Origin of the sequence: Comamonas avium (genome assembly GCF_014836675.1) — a bacterium.
Lineage (GTDB): Bacteria > Pseudomonadota > Gammaproteobacteria > Burkholderiales > Burkholderiaceae_C > Comamonas > Comamonas avium.
Genome location: NZ_JACSQK010000001.1, coordinates 164,740 through 183,245 on the forward strand (window position 1 = coordinate 164,740; position 18,506 = coordinate 183,245).

The 18,506-nt window shown below is 56.7% G+C and carries 16 protein-coding genes; 10 read left to right on the forward strand and 6 right to left on the reverse strand.

The window, feature by feature from the left end:
- Window positions 1-85: 85 nt before the first annotated feature.
- From H9646_RS00770 to H9646_RS00780, 3 genes are all read right to left on the reverse strand, one after another.
- Window positions 86-1,369, reverse strand: coding sequence for an O-acetylhomoserine aminocarboxypropyltransferase/cysteine synthase family protein (locus H9646_RS00770; RefSeq protein WP_191721427.1), 1,284 nt, complete (start codon window positions 1,367-1,369; stop codon window positions 86-88).
- Between the two features lie 150 nt (window positions 1,370-1,519).
- A complete protein-coding gene (locus H9646_RS00775; RefSeq protein ID WP_191721428.1) occupies window positions 1,520-2,248 on the reverse strand; it encodes a 3'-5' exonuclease in 729 nt (242 codons plus the stop codon).
- A gap of 139 nt (window positions 2,249-2,387) precedes the next feature.
- Complete coding sequence (locus tag H9646_RS00780) at window positions 2,388-4,394, reverse strand: peptidase U32 family protein (protein WP_191721429.1); 2,007 nt, start codon at window positions 4,392-4,394, stop codon at window positions 2,388-2,390.
- Window positions 4,395-4,584: 190 nt separating this feature from the next.
- On the opposite strand from H9646_RS00780, the gene gltS reads away from it, so the two are divergent.
- The 4 genes from gltS to H9646_RS00800 all read left to right on the forward strand — a co-directional run bounded on the left by gltS (window position 4,585) and on the right by H9646_RS00800 (window position 8,963).
- Window positions 4,585-5,796: a sodium/glutamate symporter gene (gltS, locus tag H9646_RS00785; RefSeq protein ID WP_191721430.1), complete on the forward strand. Its 1,212-nt coding sequence runs from the start codon at window positions 4,585-4,587 to the stop codon at window positions 5,794-5,796.
- A gap of 35 nt (window positions 5,797-5,831) precedes the next feature.
- Window positions 5,832-7,226, forward strand: coding sequence for a tRNA adenosine(34) deaminase TadA (gene tadA / locus H9646_RS00790; protein WP_191721431.1), 1,395 nt, complete (start codon window positions 5,832-5,834; stop codon window positions 7,224-7,226).
- 116 nt (window positions 7,227-7,342) lie between these two features.
- Window positions 7,343-8,419 (forward strand): LD-carboxypeptidase, encoded by a 1,077-nt coding sequence (locus tag H9646_RS00795; RefSeq protein WP_191721432.1) that lies wholly within the window; start codon window positions 7,343-7,345, stop codon window positions 8,417-8,419.
- Window positions 8,420-8,498: 79 nt separating this feature from the next.
- Window positions 8,499-8,963 carry a hypothetical protein gene (locus tag H9646_RS00800; RefSeq protein ID WP_191721433.1) on the forward strand — a complete coding sequence of 155 codons (465 nt, stop codon included), beginning with the start codon at window positions 8,499-8,501 and terminating at the stop codon, window positions 8,961-8,963.
- An 81-nt stretch (window positions 8,964-9,044) separates the two neighbouring features.
- On the opposite strand, the gene H9646_RS00805 is transcribed toward H9646_RS00800, so the two are convergent.
- Window positions 9,045-9,728 (reverse strand): TetR/AcrR family transcriptional regulator, encoded by a 684-nt coding sequence (locus H9646_RS00805; protein WP_191721434.1) that lies wholly within the window; start codon window positions 9,726-9,728, stop codon window positions 9,045-9,047.
- 148 nt (window positions 9,729-9,876) lie between these two features.
- On the opposite strand from H9646_RS00805, the gene H9646_RS00810 reads away from it, so the two are divergent.
- From H9646_RS00810 to H9646_RS00835, 6 genes are all read left to right on the forward strand, one after another.
- Entirely contained in the window at window positions 9,877-10,464 is a 588-nt protein-coding gene (locus H9646_RS00810) for a lipocalin family protein (RefSeq protein WP_304515610.1), read from the forward strand.
- Window positions 10,465-10,693: 229 nt separating this feature from the next.
- Window positions 10,694-13,135 carry a membrane-bound PQQ-dependent dehydrogenase, glucose/quinate/shikimate family gene (locus tag H9646_RS00815; RefSeq protein ID WP_191721435.1) on the forward strand — a complete coding sequence of 814 codons (2,442 nt, stop codon included), beginning with the start codon at window positions 10,694-10,696 and terminating at the stop codon, window positions 13,133-13,135.
- Window positions 13,136-13,296: 161 nt separating this feature from the next.
- On the forward strand, window positions 13,297-13,971 hold the full coding sequence (locus H9646_RS00820) for a TetR/AcrR family transcriptional regulator (RefSeq protein WP_287914185.1): 675 nt from the start codon (window positions 13,297-13,299) through the stop codon (window positions 13,969-13,971).
- 460 nt (window positions 13,972-14,431) lie between these two features.
- Window positions 14,432-14,668 carry a hypothetical protein gene (locus H9646_RS00825; protein ID WP_225213907.1) on the forward strand — a complete coding sequence of 79 codons (237 nt, stop codon included), beginning with the start codon at window positions 14,432-14,434 and terminating at the stop codon, window positions 14,666-14,668.
- Window positions 14,669-14,704: 36 nt separating this feature from the next.
- Entirely contained in the window at window positions 14,705-14,977 is a 273-nt protein-coding gene (infA, locus tag H9646_RS00830) for a translation initiation factor IF-1 (RefSeq protein WP_191721436.1), read from the forward strand.
- Between the two features lie 73 nt (window positions 14,978-15,050).
- Entirely contained in the window at window positions 15,051-15,413 is a 363-nt protein-coding gene (locus H9646_RS00835; protein ID WP_191721437.1) for an RNA recognition motif domain-containing protein, read from the forward strand.
- Between the two features lie 265 nt (window positions 15,414-15,678).
- Here H9646_RS00835 and H9646_RS00840 read toward each other — a convergent pair whose 3' ends face one another.
- Together H9646_RS00840 and H9646_RS00845 are read right to left on the reverse strand one after the other, a co-directional pair.
- Window positions 15,679-17,325, reverse strand: coding sequence for a methyl-accepting chemotaxis protein (locus H9646_RS00840; RefSeq protein ID WP_191721438.1), 1,647 nt, complete (start codon window positions 17,323-17,325; stop codon window positions 15,679-15,681).
- Window positions 17,326-17,654: 329 nt separating this feature from the next.
- Window positions 17,655-18,500 carry a hypothetical protein gene (locus tag H9646_RS00845; protein ID WP_191721439.1) on the reverse strand — a complete coding sequence of 282 codons (846 nt, stop codon included), beginning with the start codon at window positions 18,498-18,500 and terminating at the stop codon, window positions 17,655-17,657.
- Window positions 18,501-18,506: the final 6 nt, after the last annotated feature.

Below are 18,506 nucleotides of genomic sequence, written 5' to 3' on the forward strand. Positions count from 1 at the left end.
GCGGTTTTTTTTCGTCTGCTCTTTGTGTTTGTCGAAGGCATGAAAGAAGCCCGCACAAGGCGGGCTGCTGGTGGGGCTGAGCAGATTAAACCTTGGACAAGGCCTGCTCCAGATCTGCCTGCAAGTCATCGATGTGTTCAATGCCCACAGACAGGCGCACCATGCCTTCCGTGACACCAGCCTTGGCCAGCTCTGCGGCATCCAGCTGGCGGTGGGTGGTGGAGGCCGGGTGTGTGGCCAGCGACTTGGCATCTCCAATATTGACCAGCCGCGTAAACAGCTGCAGCGCATCCAGAAAACGCGCACCTGCGGCGCGTGCATCGCCTGCCGTGCTTTTAAGGCTGAACGACAAGATGCCAGAGGCACGGCCACCGGATTGCTTTTGCACAATCGCATGGTCGGGGTGGTCTTGAAGGCCCGCGTAGCGCACCCATTCCACCTTGGGGTGCTTTTGCAGCGTTTCGGCGATCTTTTGCGTGTTCTCGCAGATGCGGTCCATGCGCAGCGCCAGCGTTTCAATGCCTTGAAGAATCTGGAATGCATTCTGCGGCGAGATGGCGGCGCCCATATTGCGCAGCGGCACCACGCGGGCGCGGCCAATGTAGGCAGCTTCGCCCAGTGCTTCGGTATAGACCACGCCGTGGTAGCTCACATCGGGCTCGTTGAGGCGATTGAAGCGTTGCTTGTGCTGTGCCCAGGGGAATTTGCCGCTGTCCACAATCGCACCGCCCACACTGGTGCCGTGGCCACCCAGGTACTTGGTCAGCGAGTGCACAACAATGTCTGCGCCGTGTTCAATGGGGCGCAGCAGATAAGGCGATGGGACGGTGTTGTCCACAATCAGCGGCACACCATGGGCATGGGCCACATCGGCCAGTGCACGGATATCGGTCACATTGCCCAGTGGGTTGCCGATAGATTCAATAAAGATGGCTTTGGTTCTGGCATCAATCAGCTTGCCAAAGCTGGCCGGATCGCGGGCATCGGCAAAACGCACTTCGATGCCTTGCTGCGGGAAAGTGTGTGCAAACAGGTTGTAGGTGCCGCCATACAGGGTGCTGGCGCTGACGATGTTGTCACCTGATTCCGCGATGGTCTGGATGGCCGCCGTGATAGCGGCCATGCCCGATGCCAGTGCCAGCGCTGCAATGCCGCCTTCCAGTGCAGCCACCCGTTTTTCCAGCACGTCGGTGGTTGGATTCATGATGCGGGTGTAGATATTGCCCGCTACCTTCAGGTCAAACAGGTCCGCACCATGCTGTGCACTGTCAAAGGCGTAGGCCACCGTTTGGTAAATAGGCACAGCCACAGCTTTGGTCGTGGGGTCTGGGCTATAGCCCGCGTGGACAGCCAAGGTTTCCAGGCGCATGTTCTTGTCTCCGATGGTTGGTTTTGATTGCCAGCCATTGTGAGAACAAAAAACGGTTGCGCCAACTACGCAAATGCTATGTGCTTATGTCACATCAAACAAAAGCAGCCATTGTTGGACATGGGCTGCTGATGCCTGCAAGACAAGCGTTTAGCCAGTGTTTTTCTTGCCTTCTGGGGCGCGCAGCAAGGCAGCGCGGTGTGGCCGGTGCGTGGGTTCAGTCGATGTCTGGCGCGGCACACGCGGTGCACGCTGGGGTTGCGGTGCAGCGGCAGGTTGTGCCGCTTCCCACGTGGGTAAGGCGGCATAGACCATGGCTGGACCATGGGCGTCATTGGCCGCATAACGGATCTGCGCGTCGTTCAAGGTCTTGACGGACCAGTTGCTGGTGGATTGCTTTTTGGATTTGTGAAAGTTCTGTCCCAGCACCAGCGCAACTGCTGCACGAACACCGGTGGATGCCCCAAAACCGTAGCGCTTGAACACGCGGTCGAGGTCGAGGATGTTGGCCAGCTCTGCCCCCAGACGTTTGGGCAGGGTGGATTTGTCATTATCCAGCCCAAAACCTACCTTGCAGATGCCCGGATGGGCGACGATTTCGCGTGCCAGCGCCATGGCTTGCGGGTGGTGCAATTGCAAGATCCAGGCGGCGGTGGGTGTGGCCAGCTGCACCACATGGGGTCCGGTATCTACCTGAGCCACATGAAAAAGTGGCTTGCTTTCCGTGTCAAATCCCAGGGCTGTCTGCGCCAGCAATTGCGCCCGTGCCGCATCAAACTGCTCAGCGGTGGCTGGAATGAAAATGGCAGCATCAGGCAGTGCTGCATAGGAGGGCAGCAGCAGACTTTCTTCTTTGGATGGTGGTTTGCGGCGCGACATGTGCAAAAGGTACAGCGTTCAACGAAGCTGCCATAGTCAGGCAGGTATCGTTTTTTATTTCAATCAGACGGTTTGCCAACGTCAAGCCTGCAGCGGCTGGGAGTGCACCAGTGCTTTTTCTCCCGCCATCACTACAGAATCACGCTTTGGCTTGCGGCGGTGCAGGGCGTGTGCGGTAAAACTGCATGGGAGACTCTTGCATCTCTTTGGCATGCTGGTTCAGTACCGAACGCTTCATCTTGCCAACAACGTGCATTTCGCAGGGTTTGCAGTCAAAGCGCAGGGTCAGTTTTTCTTTGCCATTGATCAGTTGCAGCGGCTCTGCCTTGATGGTGCCCTTCACGCCAATCACTCCCTTGGCCTGTTTGGGGCACAGACTCATGGAAAAACGCACGCAGTGCTTGGTGATCATCAGGCTGACTTCACCTTCTTCTTCCTTGCTCTCGTACGCAGCATCAATCACCTTGACGCCATGCTTGACATAGAAGTCATGGGCTTTCTGGTTGAAAACGTTGGCCAGGTAGGTCAATGTTTCCTCAGGGAAAGCCACAGGCGGCTCGACGGGCTTGGCGCGGGGCAGGCGCACAAGGCCTGAGAGGCGGGCTTGCTCCAGTGCGTCCAGCGCGTCACGGCGCAGCTGGTTCAGTGCCGAGGCCGGCACGAACCATGGCTGGCTGATGGCCAGCGAAATATCGTGGACCGTAAAAATAGATGCGCCAAAACGGCCCAGCTGCTCACGCAACGTGTCCTGTGCCTTGCTGGGATCTGTTGCGGGCTGGTGCTGCTGGGCAATCGACGATGTGCCCACAAAACCGTCTTCGTCTGTCAGCGTCAGCGCAAAACCGTTCACGGTTTCCATGAACTGCGCCCACAGACCAATGCGGCGGTCACTGGATTTTTTGTCCAGCATGCGCACCCAGTTCATGTCTCGATTGCGGTTGACTTCCAGTCCCTTGCGCAAGTCTTTGAACTCGGTAATTGCGTTCTTGGGGAATACGCGCCAGATACCTTTTTTGGCATGCATGCACTCGGCACGGTTGATGTGTACGCCCACCAGTTCTTTTTGCAGGTCGTAGTAGCACAGACCGTCGCCGTTGTTGATGATGGCGCTCTTGTCATTGATCTCAAACTCAAACCACTTGTCACCCACCTGCGTGACCCAGCCAATGGCCCGCCCGGGCGTCTTGGGGGAGTCAAAAGCACCGATGTCGTCCTTGCGGCCGTTGACGAAGTAGTCGGTGAACTCGCGGTTGAAATTCTGGTCAGGATCGGGGGTGAAGGTGAACGTAGTGGTGCCAGAGGACGAACGTGCCAGCGGCATGTCAGAGAACTCGCGCTCTTGCATGATGCCGTCCAGCAGCTTGCGGTAATGCGCCGTAATGTTCTTGACGTAACCCAGATCCTTGTAGCGGCCCTCGATCTTGAAACTGCGCACACCGGCATCTACCAAGGCACGCATGTTGTCGGACTGGTTGTTGTCCTTCATCGACAGCACGTGTTTTTCGTGCGCGATGATGCGCCCGCTTTGATCCAGCACTTCGTAGGGCAGGCGGCAGGCCTGGTTGCAGTCACCCCGGTTGGCGCTGCGCCCCGTGTGGGCATGGGTGATGTAGCACTGGCCCGAATACGCAACGCACAGCGCGCCGTGGATGAAGTATTCAATGGTGGTGCTGGGGTCGATGGCCTGGTGAACGGCCTTGATCTGCTGCAGATCCAGCTCCCGCGCCAGCACAATCTGGCTCAAACCCGCGTCTTGCAGAAAACGGGCTTTTTCGGGTGTGCGGATATCGTTTTGTGTGGAGGCGTGCAACTGGATGGGGGGTAAATCCAGCTCCAGCAAACCCATGTCTTGAATGATCAGCGCATCGGCACCAATGTTGTAGACATCCCAAGCCATCTGGCGTGCGCCTTGTAGCTCATCGTCGCGCAAAATAGTGTTGAGCGTGATGAAGATGCGGCTGCCAAAGCGGTGGGCATGTTTTACCAGCCGTTCCAGATCGCGGATCTCATTGCCCGCAGTGGCGCGTGCGCCAAAGCCCGTGCCGCCGATGTAGACGGCATCTGCTCCGTGGTTGATGGCTTCAATGCCAATATCGGCATCGCGGGCCGGGGACAGGAGTTCGAGCTGGTGGGGCAGGAGAGACATAGGGGGCGAATTATCCCAGCGTCGACTGCTTTTGTGGAGACCGGGGGATATTGCAAGTGCTGGCCGCTGTGTTGGGGCTTGACCTGCAGCTGGCTGCGTGCTGGCTTCGTTTTTGTCCTATAGCTATTTCAAGTGTTTCAGGCAGGGTAAAGAGTTCGCTCATGCCATGTTGGACTTCAGGCAGGAATTTATGGATATTCAATTCAACACCTACTACACCCTGATCTGGGCGGCTTTGGTCTTGTTGCTGGGAAAGTTTCTGGTCAGCCGCATACGCTGGCTGCGGGACTTCAATATTCCGGAGCCCGTGGCTGGAGGCTTGATCGCAGCTACGGGTTGCTACGTGCTGTACGCGGTCATGGGCTACCGCTTGAGTTTTGATGGAGAGCTGCAAACAGCGTTCATGCTGGTGTTTTTCTCCTCGATCGGTCTGAGCGCCAACTTCGCCAAACTCAAGGCTGGGGGGCGCTCTCTGTTTGTCTTTTTGCTGGTGATTGCAGTGTTTATCGGCCTGCAAAATGCGGTGGGTATCAGCATGGCGAGCTTGCTGGGACTGGATCCGCTGATTGGGTTGATTGCGGGGTCCATGACGCTGCTCGGTGGCCACGGAACAGCGGGCGCCTGGGGCAGCATTTTGGAGTATGAGCATGGTGTGCAGGGTGCCATGACGCTGGGCATGGCGTGTGCAACCTTTGGGCTGGTGATCGGTGGACTGGTCGGAGGGCCTTTGGCCAAATGGCTGATCCGGCGCAATCAGCTGCAGGGGCCTGAAGGTAACAGCGAAGACATGGTGGACGCGGCCTCACCCAATTTTGAGTCACCGCGCAAAACGCGTCTGATAACTACCGATGCCACCATTGAAACCTTGGCACTCTTTGCAGGGTGCCTGGCTTTTGCACAATTGATGACAGAGTTGACGGCAGGAGCCAGTTTTCAGTTGCCCACCTTTGTATGGGCGCTGGGGGCAGGCGTGCTGATCCGCAATGCACTGGACTATGTGTTTCACTTTGAGGTGTTTGATCGCGCCATCGATGTGTTTGGCAGCGCCGCATTGTCTATTTATCTGGCCATTGCGCTGCTGTCGCTCAAGCTGTGGGAGCTGGCGGGGCTTGCTGGTCCCTTGGTGATTATTCTGGCTGTGCAGGCGGTGGTGATGGTGCTGTATGTGGCGCTGGTGACGTTTCGTGTCATGGGCCGCGACTACGACGCTGCAGTACTGAGCGCAGGCAACTGTGGTTTTGGCATGGGCGCTACCCCGACGGCGGTGGCCAATATGCAGGCTATTACCAACCAGTACGGCCCTTCGCACAAGGCGTTCTTGATCGTGCCCATGGTGGGAGCTTTCTTCATTGATTTGCTCAACGCCATCTTTCTGCAGTTCTTTATCAAGCTGCTGGCGTAAATGGCATGGCACATGCCACGGGATAATGTGCGGTTATGAGTGTTGCAAGCCCTGATCATGACCACTGGATGCGCCATGCCTTGCGCCTGGCCCAGCAAGCTGCTGGCGCAGGTGAGGTGCCTGTGGGCGCTGTGGTGGTCAAAGATGGACAAGTTGTGGGGCAGGGAGCGAACGCTCCACTGGCAAGCCAAGACCCAACAGCCCATGCGGAAGTTGTGGCGCTGCGTGCTGCCGCACGACAGCTGGGCAACTATCGGCTGGATGGATGCACTCTCTATGTGACGCTCGAGCCGTGCACCATGTGCAGCGGAGCCATGCTGCACGCGCGCCTAGATACGGTGGTTTATGGAGCTGCTGAACCCAAGACGGGGGCCGCAGGCTCTGTGCTGGACGTTTTCAGCTATCCGCAGATCAACCACCAGACGCAAGTTGTACGCGGGGTGCTGGCCGAGGAATGTGCTGCAATACTGGCTCAATTTTTTCAGCAGCGACGTGCCGCCAACAAAACGCTGGCACTGGCCAATCACCCTTTGAAAGACACTGCGCTGCGCAATCCAGACAGCGCTTTTTGTGATCTGCCCAGTTGGCCGTACCAGCCGCAATGGCACAGTGGCTGGCCCGTGCTGGCTGGGCTGCGCATGGCCGTGGTTGATGAGGGCCCCCGCCACGCTCCCATCACATGGCTATGTTTGCACGGTGCCGCCAGCTGGGGTTATGCCTTTTGCCATTGGTTGTCGCCATTGCAGCAGGCGGGGCACCGCGTGGTGGTGCCGGATTTGCCTGGCTTTGGCCGCAGCGACCAGCCCAAGCGCGATAAGGCGCACAGTGCACAGTGGCATATACAGGTGCTGCAAACACTGGTGCAGCACCTTGATCTGAACAACGTAGTGCTGATCGGTGAAGGCGATGGCGCGCGGCTGGGCCTTGCGGTGGCGCAGGCCATGCCTGAGCGCTTTGCAGGGGGCTGGCTCATGGATGCATGGCCAGATGCCAATTTGCCAAAGCCGTTGGCACAATGGCTGCATGCAGCGGCCAGCAAGCCGCGCTGGGATGTGGCGCAAGGTTTCAATCAAGCAGGTTTGTGGCCTGTAGGGAAAGCGGAAAAAGCGCCCATAGCGATACCTTTTGAAAACGCAGGCCATCGTGCAGCCCTCAAAGCCTGGCCTTCGGTACAGGCGCAACTGCCACCGGTTGCGCAGACGTTATTGGGCGATTGGCTCCAGCAAGGGCGCTGCCTGATTACGCGCAGTGCCAGCAACACCTTGATGCCAGCGGCCGCGTGGTACAGCGCGTGGCTGGCAGCAGTACCTGCTTTGGCGCAGCACCCTCAAGCATTGCAACAGACCCCAATGCCTCCTCTGGTTCCGGAGCAGGCGGCAGCCAGCGTGCGCCAGGCTATGGAATACTTTGCGCCATTCGCTAAGGTTTAGGCCTTAGCCACACAGACACCATCACATACGGAGCATGCCGCACAGTTGCGGCATGGAGCGCTTTGGCCAATTCCACTAAAAAAACAAGTCCTGCGGCTGTGCAAGACCAGGCCCCCATGCACCCTGTGCATAGCGGCTGTCAGCACGACCATGACCACGCAGCCCATGATTGCGGGCACAGCCATGTGCATGACGCGCACTGCAGCCACGATCACAGTCACGCCCATGCACACGGTGACGCTTGCTGTGGTCATGACCATAGCCATGGGCCCAAACACATCTATGTGTACTCGCCGGCGGGTGCCGTGCGCGACAAGGCTGCATTCAAGCGCGCTGTCAAACGGCTGCAGGGCATGGGCCACCAGGTGGAAATCGATGGTGATGCGCTGAGCAGCCACCAGCGCTTTGCCGGTGATGACGCCACGCGCATTGCCGCCATTCACCGGGCAGCGGCAAGTGGTGCTGATGTGGCCCTGATCAGCCGCGGTGGCTATGGCCTGACACGCATCTTGCCGGGCATCGACTACGCAGCAGTCACCACCGCTATTGAGAGTGGTACCCGCTTTGTCGGTTTGAGCGATTTCACGGCCTTTCAAAATGCCTTATTGGCCCAAACCGGAGCCACCAGCTGGGCGGGCCCGGCGTTGATTGCCGACTTTGGGCAAAAACAAGAGGTGGACGACATCATGCTCGACTGCTTTGAAGATCTGATCTACGGCCATGGTGAAGGCGCTGGCTGGCGCATGCCCAAGCAGCCAGCAGGGGCCGTGCCCGACGATTTCTATATTGAAGGCGGTGCCACGCTGTGGGGCAGCAACTTGGCCGTACTGGTGTCGTTGCTGGGCACGCCCTACTTTCCGCAAGTGGACGGTGGCATTTTGTTCTTGGAAGACGTCGGCGAGCACCCCTATAAGATCGAACGCATGCTCACTCAGCTGCTGCATGCAGGCGTGCTGGTCAAACAAAAAGCCATCGTTTTTGGTCAGTTCACCGAAATTAAGCTCACCCCCCATGACAAGGGCTACAAGCTGCAAAGCGTGATTGACTGGCTGCGCACCCAGCTCACCATTCCGGTGCTGCAGGGCCTGCCTTACGGGCACGTGGCCACCAAGGTGATGCTGCCTGTTGGCGCGCAAGTTTCACTGTCGGTGGAAGGGCGCGATGCGCTCATTTACTGGGGACATACGCACTGATGAAATCATGTGCTTTTAACGCTTGTTACATGGGCGGTAGAAGCTAATTTGTTTCATAGGATTTTTAAAAGGCATACGCATGGGCAAAGCCGCCTTGGAATGGACCGATGAAATGCTGGCCCTGCTGGGGCAGGAAAAAGATGCCGTACTGGCTGAGCGCTGGGGGACATCGGCCAAGACCGTGAACCTCAAGCGCAATGCGCTGGGCATTGCTGCCTGTGGACTGGTGCACTGGACACCCGAGATGCAGGCGCAGCTGGGTACAGACAGCGATGCCGAGCTTGCCAAGCGCTGGGGCATCAGCAAAGCCAGTGTGGTGGCGCAGCGCAAAGTTCTGGGCATTGCCTCGCGAACCGAAAAGCACGGTAGCGTGTTTGTCTGGACGCCTGAAGCTGTCGCGCTACTCGGTAGTGCGTCTGATGCCAAGGTGGCCGAACAGCTGGGCCTGACACGGCTGACGGTTTACAACGCCCGCCAGGCGCGTGGCATTGCCCCCGCAGCGCGGGGTAAAGCATCGTCGATGGAAAATCCCGAGCAGCAATAAAACGGCAGTGGGAATGTATCAGGCTAAGCATTCTCAGCGCAGTGAGCCTGCTGGGGGCGTCTAAAGCGCCGCGCACGTAACCTAAGACGGGGTCTTTTGACCAAAAATGATGCCTATTTGTGCGCGTGTCAGCTCTGCAGCATTGGCTCCGGGGTAGGTGCCGTCGGCACTCAATGCGTCGTGTACCAGTGAGATCCAAAACGGTGCCGCCAGCAGCTGTGAAGCCACAGCCGGGGTGATGCCTTGCAGCTCCCCCTCTTTTTTGGCTATGGCGAACAGCTTTTCAAAATGCTGGTGCCAGGGGGCAAACACCTGCTGGTAGTAAAGCTGCATCAGCGATGGGTGGCTGCGTGCCTCGCCCAGCACCAGGCGCGCCAAAGAGGCCCGAGCTGGAAGGTGAAAATGCTCCATCGGAGGCACTGCCAGCCGAGTGATGTACTCCTTCATGGACTCTTTGGGCATGCGTGGGGTTTGTATGGATGCCAGGGCCGAATGCGCAATCGTCGCTTGCAAGGCCCCTTGCAGCAGGGCCTCCTTGTTAGCAAAGTGCAGATACAAAGTGCCTTTGGCCAGTTTGGCGCGTTTGGCAATCTTGTCCATGGTGGCTTTGGCAATACCTACTTCGGTGAACTCATCCAGTGCTGCACTCAAAATTTCTTGGCGGGTGAGCTCGGTTTTCTGTGGACTGGGTCCGCGTGTGCGGCGCAGTACAGGCGCAACCGCGCTGGGGTGGGGTGTGGGTTTTTTATTGGGTGTGGGTTTCATGCGCGGCCAAAGCGGGTGGGCGTTAGCCATGCACTTTAATCTCAAGTGTCTGGGCTGCACAAAAGGCGCTATTGCAGCATCTTTGCCGACACGAATGTAAGTGCTTGTCTCGGCAAGACCTGCTCGCCGCGCCTCTAGGCTCAATGCCATGTTCCAAGATGCAGGAGCTTTTGTGGCACAAGGCATGCATTTCAATGTTTCGGGCAGCACATGGCGAACACCATGCAAGACGATCGCTCTTGCAGCGGCTGTGATGGCTGCTGGGTGCGCAGTTTCTGTCCCCGCACATATTCAACCCATCAGTAATTTCGATGCTGCCAGGTACGCAGGCACTTGGTATGAAATTGCGCGCATTGATCACCGGTTTGAAAAGGGCTTGATCAACACCAGCGCCAGCTATGCCCTCAATGGAGATGGCACCTTGAAAGTCATCAATCGTGGCTTTAACCCTGAGACAAAAGAATGGAAACAAGTCGAAGGTAAAGCCCGGTTTTTAGGCGACTCAAGCGTTGCCGCATTGAAAGTGTCGTTCTTTGGTCCGTTTTACGGTGGCTACAACGTGGTGAGTCTGGATGAGCAGTACCAGACGGCTGTGGTGATTGGTCAGGATGCCCGCTACTTTTGGCTGCTTTCTCGCAGCAAAACCATGCCGGCTGAGCAAATGCACCGGTTATTGCAAAAGGCGCAAGCCATGCAGGTGGATTTGAACAGAGTCATCTTGGTGCAGCAGGATTAACGGCATGTGTATCAGCCACTGCTTGCGTTCAAGAAGCGTGCACTTGACTGATGGGCCGCAACGCTTAGTTCACTGTAATTTCAGTAATTTCTGAAAACTTGGGTACACACGGAGAAGCTATGGACTTTATTTCTCATAAACAATGGACTTTCTTTCTCATAAAAAATAAAGGCTGGCTGTCGCAGTGATCGTGCATGCGCAGGGGCCGGCTCGTGTTCGAGGATTCGATATGCAACATCAACAACCTGTGCAGTCAGTGGCTGCACGTGTCTGGCTTGGGGTTTTAGGGGCAGTACTGGCGCTGGCCGGGCTGTTCTTCCTGATCGGCGGCGGCAAGCTCATCAGCTTGGGTGGCAGCTGGTACTTTTTGCTGGCGGGCATGGCCCTGCTGGCTTCTGGCGTGCAATTTGTGCGCCGTCGTCCTTCCGGGGCCTGGATCTATCTGGCGGCCTTTGCCGCCACGGTGGTCTGGGCGCTGAGTGAAGTAGGGCTGGATTACTGGAGCCTTGTTTCGCGCTTGCTGGCCATGACGTTTGGCGCTGTGGCAGTGGCCGCTAGCTTGCCACTGCTGCGCAAGGCCAGTGGGCAAACGGCTGCTTGCAAGGGGGCATTCACTGCCGCCGGCGTATTGCTGGTGGCTGGCCTGGTGGGTTTTGTCTCCATGTTCCAGATCCATCCTGAAGTGCAAGCGCAGGCAGCGGCCGCGACCCGCAAACCTGTGGATGCTGCGAGCGAGCAAAAAAACTGGAACAACTACGGCAGCAGCAGCAAGAACGACCGCTTTGCCGCCCTGGACCAGATCAATGTGGACAACGTCAACCAGCTACAAGTGGCATGGACGTACCAGACCGGTGACGTACCCAAATCTACGGGTGCCGGAGCAGAAGACCAGACCACCCCTTTGCAAGTGGGTGACAAGGTGTTTATATGCACGCCCAGCAATAACGTGATCGCACTGGATGCTGATTCTGGCAAGGAGCTGTGGCGCCACGATGTCAATGCCCATGTGGGTGGCGTGTGGGAGCGCTGCCGTGGGCTGGCGTACTTTGATGCGACAGCACCGCTGGATCAGCCGACAGTGCCTGGCTCGACAGCGGTGCAAAAGGTGTCTTTGCCAGCAGGTGCCAGCTGTGAACGCCGCATTTTGATGAACTCCATCGACGCTCGCCTGTTTGCTATCAATGCCGATAACGGTGAGCTGTGCGGCGAGTTTGGCAAAGACGGTGTGGTGGACCTCAAGGAAGGCATTGGCGCTGTGGCCAACCCTGCTTACTACACTTTGACGTCTGCCCCCACCGTTGCGGGCACTACGGTGGTGATTGGTGGCCGCGTAGCCGACAACGTGCAAGTCGATATGCCTGGTGGTGTGATTCGAGGTTTTGACGTCATCACTGGCGCACAGCGCTGGGCGTTTGACGCGGGCTCGAGCACCCCTAACGAAATCTTGAAGCCTGGTGAAACCTACACCCGTTCGTCTGCGAACGTGTGGGCCGGAACCACATACGATGCCAGCTCCAACACGGTGTATCTGCCCATGGGTTCGGCTTCGGTTGACCTGTATGGCGCAACTCGCAGCGCGATGGACCGTAAGTACGGTGCATCTGTGCTGGCTCTGGATGCCGCTACCGGCAAGGAAAAATGGCTGTACCAGACCGTGCGCAATGATCTTTGGGACTTTGACATTCCCATGGCTCCGACGCTGATCGATTTCCCCCATGCCGATGGCACAACGACGCCAGCCGTGCTGGTGGGGACCAAGGCTGGCCAGATCTTTGTGCTCGACCGTCAAAACGGCCAGCCGTTGACTAAGGTGCAAGAGGTGGCCGTCAAGCCCGGCACCATTCCTGGTGAGTTCTACCCTGCGACGCAGCCTCTGTCTGTTGGCATGCCACAGATCGGAACGAAGACGCTGACCGAAGCCGACATGTGGGGTGCCACCCCCATTGACCAGCTCATCTGCCGCATCAAGTTCAAGTCCATGCGTTATGACGGTCTGTATACCGTACCGGATACCGATGTGTCGCTGAGTTTTCCTGGCTCTTTGGGCGGCATGAACTGGGGCGGCGTGTCCGCTGATCCCACTAACAATCTGATTTTTGTGAACGACATGCGTCTGGGCCTGTGGGTGCAGATGATGCCGCAACAGCAAAAATCGGCACTGTCGGATGGCAGCGAAGCGCCTAATGCGGGCATGGGGCAGGTTCCTCTGGGTGGCACGCCTTACGCGGTGATCAAAGATCGCTTCATGTCGCCTCTGGGCATTCCTTGCCAAAAGCCTCCATTCGGAACGCTGACTGCGATCGATATGAAAACGCAGCAGATCGCGTGGCAGGTGCCTGTGGGCACCGTGCAAGACCAGGGCCCCATGGGCATCAAGATGCGCTTGCCATTGCCTGTGGGTCTGCCTACGCTGGGCGGCTCGCTGGCCACACAAGGAGGCCTGGTGTTTTTTGCTGGCACGCAAGACTACTACCTGCGTGCCTGGGATAGCGCTACAGGCAAGGAAATCTGGAAGGCTCGCCTGCCCGTGGGCAGCCAGGGTGGTCCGATGAGCTACAAGTCACCCAAAACGGGCAAGCAGTATGTGGTGATCAGCGCCGGTGGCGCGCGTCAATCGCCTGACCGTGGTGACTATGTGATTGCCTACGCCTTGCCTGACCGTGCCAAGTAAGGCGATTAGCCCAAGTTGAGCCAGGCCAGTAATGGCTAAAAGCCACGGGGCACTCCGGTGCCCCGTGGCTTTTTTCATGCCTGCTGCACATGTAGTGCTCTGTACCTGGAGGGCGTGGCTTGCGTGTTAGGCTTTGTGCCCCAGAAATAAGGAGTTGGGCCGTGAGCCAGCCGCAAGTTTTGAAAGCCCCCATCGTTGAAGCTGTAGACAAAGCGGCGGCAGACATGCGCCAGGCATTGCTGGATGCCGGCAAAACAGAGTTCGCCAACTACGGCTACGACGGCGCGCGTCTGGAGCGCATCGCAGCCAAGGTTGGCTGTGCCAAACGCATGCTGTATTACTACTTTGGTAATAAAAAAGACGTGTACCTGGCCGTGATCGAGCAAAGCTACAGCGATATACGAGCCTCTGAGGAACAGCTGAACCTGGATGCTTTAGAGCCTTTGCAAGCGCTGCATACACTGGCCCGGAAAAGCTTTGACTACCACGAGCACAACCAGGAATTTACCCGTCTGGTGCTGCAGGAGAACTTTCAGGGTGGCGAAATGCTGGGGCAAATCTCCACGATCGATGCTTTGCGCAAAGCAGCGTTTGAACCCTTGGGGCGTATTTTGCAGCGTGGCGTGGCACAAGGCTTGTTTAAAGAGGGCATCACCGCTGTAGATGTGCACTATTTGATCTCCGCGCTTTCCAGTTTTCGGGTGGATCACAGTGCAACGTGGCGCAGCTTGCTCCAGGTCGATTTGATGGGTGCAGCCCTGCGAGAGCGCCATCAGCAGATGCTGCAAGACCAGTTGACCGCACTGGTATGTAAAGAAGCTGCCGCGCAAGATTGAATAAAAACGATGTAATTGCAAAAATGGATGCTGCAAAAAATATAGCTTTTAATGCTTTTGGAATAAGGGCTTGATACCTTTTTCAGTAAACTTTAAGAGGGCAGTTCGTGCGCTGACGCAGCAGTTAAAGCGCGCAAGATGGGTGAGCCGGGATAAGCTTGTTCAAAGAAAGGGCAGCGCTGCAAGGCGAATCCTGTTAAAGTTGCTGCCGCTGCTACAACGCAACGCTAGCCAGCAGCCATCCCATCGTGCGGTTTGATTGATTAAGTCACGCGCGCCCGCGATCGCTTCAGACGATTTTTCAAGTTTTCCCCCCCTCCGGTTTTCTGTTCGCCGTTGGAACCATCCCAAGCAGCTTGTGCGTGCATGGGGTTTTCTTTTACGTTTTTTTAAAAGCGTTGAGCGGCTTGCTTTTGAGCCACCTTTTCTAGCGCATGCCCAAGAGCATGGCGCATCTTTGTTGAAACATATCTCGCATCTTGCGCAGATTGTGGGCAAGTACCAGCTCACACCATCTGCAGAAATTACTACCAGCGGCTCCTACACCGCATCGCTTTCCATTCGCAGCGGTTGCGGCACAGGCACTCACGACAGAGTGTTTCGTTTCCTGCCCCGTTTTGGCACTGCCGCCGCTGCCAAGCACTACGCCATCGAACAAGGCAAAAGCTATGTACAGCAGCCTGCTTTGCCAGCCTGATGGCCTTTCCCCAATTTAATACTGAAGGATCCCAATATGTCTAAAGAAGATCTCGTGGAAATGCGCGGGCAGGTCATGGAAGTACTGCCCGATTCGCGCTTCCGCGTGACACTGGACAACGGCCATCAACTTATTGCCTATACCGGTGGCAAAATGCGCAAATTTCGTATTCGCATCTTGGCCGGTGACAAGGTTTCCTTGGAAATGTCGCCCTATGATTTGACCAAGGGCCGTATTACCTTTCGCCATATTGAGACGCGTTCTGGCGCTGCACCATCGGCAGCCAAGCGTCGTCCTCCAGCCCGTTAACCCCCAGGGGCATTTGCCCCTATCTTTTTGAATACAGCCTCAGGCTGTGCTCAGTTACTTTGAGAGTTTCACTATGAACAACAAACTGTACGTTGGCAATCTGGCCTATTCCGTTCGCGACAACGATCTGGAACAAGCATTCTCCGAATTCGGTAACGTCGTGTCCGCCAAGGTCATGATGGAGCGTGATACAGGTCGCTCCAAGGGCTTCGGCTTTGTGGAAATGTCTTCGGAAGCAGAAGCTCAAGCCGCAATCAACGGCCTGAACGAGCAACAGCTGGGCGGCCGTAACCTGATGGTGAACGTTGCTCGTCCCCGTGAAGAAAACGGCGGCGGTTTCCGTGGCGGCAATGGCGGCGGTTTCCGTGGTAACAACGGCGGCGGCTTCGGCGGCGGCAATGGTGGTGGCTACGGCGGTGGCCGTGACCGTTACTAAATAGTCGTTTTCCGCAGCATTCAGGCTTGCCTGGATGCTGCTGGCTGACGCAAAAGCCTGGCCCACCTTGTGTGGGCCAGGCTTTTTTTTGGGGTGCGTATTGCAGCCGCTGGAGTTAGCGGGCCCCAGTGCCGGCAGGCGCGGATATGACGCACGCTCTCATGCAACAAAGAAAGCCCAATTTCGGGCTTTCTTTGTTTGCTCAGAGCTGCTGAGTGGGGCAGACAAAACAGGCTCTACATTGCTTGGCAGATGCAGTTGAGCTTTAGTGGGGAGACTGTAGAAGCGCCTGTGTGTTCGCCGCCATGCTTTTTCTGGGCTGTGTGTGCTGTGCGGCATAGCCCGTGGTGGCTATCGCTTGCTGGCCGACGCCTTGGGGGAGCCGGAAAACCGCTACCGCGTTCACCAGCTGTGTGGCTTGGCCATTGAGGCTGCCTGCAGCTGCGGCACTTTCCTCGACCAGCGCTGCATTTTGCTGGGTGGCCTGGTCCATTTGCATGACGGCTTCACCGACCTGGGCTACGCCTTGGCTTTGCTCGGTGCTGGCAGCGCTGATCTCGCCCATGATGTCTGTGACACGGCGGATGGCACGTACCACTTCGCTCATGGTGGTGCCTGCCTGGTCCACCAAGTGTGTGCCTTGCTCTACCTGCTGCACGCTGGCAGAGATCAATTGCTTGATTTCCTTGGCGGCCTCGGCACTGCGCTGCGCCAGACTGCGCACTTCACTGGCCACAACGGCAAAGCCACGGCCTTGTTCTCCAGCACGGGCGGCTTCTACCGCTGCATTCAGGGCCAGGATGTTGGTTTGGAAGGCGATTCCATCGATGACGCCAATGATGTCTGCAATCTTTCGGCTGCTGTCGTTGATGCCCTGCATGGTGTTCACGACCTGAGACACAACGTCACCGCCTTGCGCGGCGACGGTGGACGCTTCCAATGCCAGCTGGTTGGCCTGATGTGCATTGGAGGCGTTCTGGCGCACGGTGGAGCCCAGCTGCTCCATGGAGGCAGCGGTTTCTTCCAGTGCGCTGGCCTGGCTTTCGGTGCGGCTGGATAAATCGCTGTTGCCTTGTGCAATCTGTGCGCTGGCAGAGGCCACGCTTTCTGCATTGGTGCGCACACCTGCGACCACGTCAGCCAGCTTGCCTTGCATATTTTTCAGTGCAGCCAGCAGCGTCGCCATTTCGTCGCGACCTTCCACATGAATGGCTTGTGTCAAATCGCCATCAGCAATGCCGCTGGCGCTGCGCACAGCCAGCTGCAAAGGTCTCGTCACAGAGCGGCTCAAAAGCCAGGCCGACCATGCGCCGGCAAGCAGTGCCAGCACAGCGCAGACAGCAATGATGAGCTGGCCTTGTTTGGCCTGTGCGGCAGCTTCATCGCGGGTTTTTTCATACAGCTCTTTTTGCCGCTGCTCAAAGTCTCGCACGGACTGGTTGTAGGCTTGTGCCAGCGGTGTCAGCTGCTGGCGCAGCGCAGATGACACGTCTTCGCCGCTGGCTTTGCGTTGAAGCAAGGCCGCTCTGGGGGCCCGGTAAGCCTCGCGCGCCTTGTCAATATTGGTGATGAGCTGGCGGCCCGTATCGCTGGTGATCAAGCGCTCGACAGTGCTGCGTGTGGTGTTGACCGCAGCTGAGGTCGCCTCCATTTCGGCTTGCAGTTCAGCGAAATGGCCGCTGTCTGCCGACAGCACTGCGGCGCGTGTGCGCATCCAGTTCAACTCAATGTTCTGTCGCCACTCCATGGTGGCCTGCAGGCGCTCGTTATCTACCTGGGTGAGCTGCTGGGTGGTGCGCGCCAATGTTTCCAAACGCCAGGCACCAATACCGGCAATCACCGCGGTGATGAGCAAAACCAGGCCAAAGGACAATGCCAGACGGCGTCCTATTTTGATGTTGTTGAGTTGCATGAATGCTAGCCTCCCTGTTGATTTATCCATCTGATTATGAAATTGATAGTTCTTTCAGAAGGGCTGGAGAAATAAGGGTTTGAACGGCCTGATCAGCCTGCTAGTGGGTGCGGCTGATTGCAGCATGCCAGCGCAGATAAAGCGTGTCACAGCAGGCTTCGCACCGGCAAAGCCACGATTGCTCAAGGCGTGTGTGGAGGGTATGTGCTTATTTTGATAGCTGTTATCGCTTATAAGGCAAAGACTTCAGATATAAAACTATCTGAAGTCTTTGCCTTATAAGCGATGGCAGCTCTTATTTTATTTTTCAGATACTTGAGAGCCTGTGCTTAGAGTGCTGGCTGCAGAGCTTGTTCGTCGCCTGCAAAGAACGCCTGGTCAATTTTGTAGTCCTGCATTTTGGGGTGCTGCTGCAGGTAATGCAGGATTTCTGCTCGGCTGTTTAATGGCGTGTGGCCAAACAGGATATCCAGTTTGGCCAGCGTATTCATGATGGGCTTGTTCTTGCAGTACTCATGAATTTTTGGGTGGGCATCAAAGTGATCGAGCTGGCATTGTGCAATCACCAGTAACGAGGGGCGCCACCAGTCATAGGCAAAGTCGACGTGTTTGACCACCTCAATCGCTGATTCGCGCTGTGCCAGCATGGCAAAGAAATTCAGAACATCGTCCAGTTTGAGGCGGTCATCGCGCTCGATTTTGGAAAAATCCATGCTTTTCAAGCGCTCTTTATTGCCCTCCAGTGCTTCGATGGTCTGTGTAATTTGCTGATTATCTGGAAATTTCTGCTGCTCTACCGCATACAGCCTGCTTGCGACAAACATGGCATATTTTTTGTGCTGAATGGCGGGTATCAGCACGCGGAATGCAGCATCTTTGGTTTTCTGAAAATCGCTGCTGGTAAATACCTGAAACATTTCCAGAATGGATTTTTCCATCGATTCCTGGTGTGCGGCTTCGGCTTGGTAGTTCTGATAAATCAGCGTAATAATTACCCCGCTGAAAGCCAGTGCAGTAAATAGCACATTCAGCACACCATACAAAGAATTCAAAGGTTCTTTGAATACGGTGGATGGCAGATTAGATGCCACTGGGTAAGCCAGCGCCCAGATGGCAACAATAAACACCATGGTGAAAATGGCGGTACTTTTTATTTTTTGGTGTTTGTATTTCATATGCTT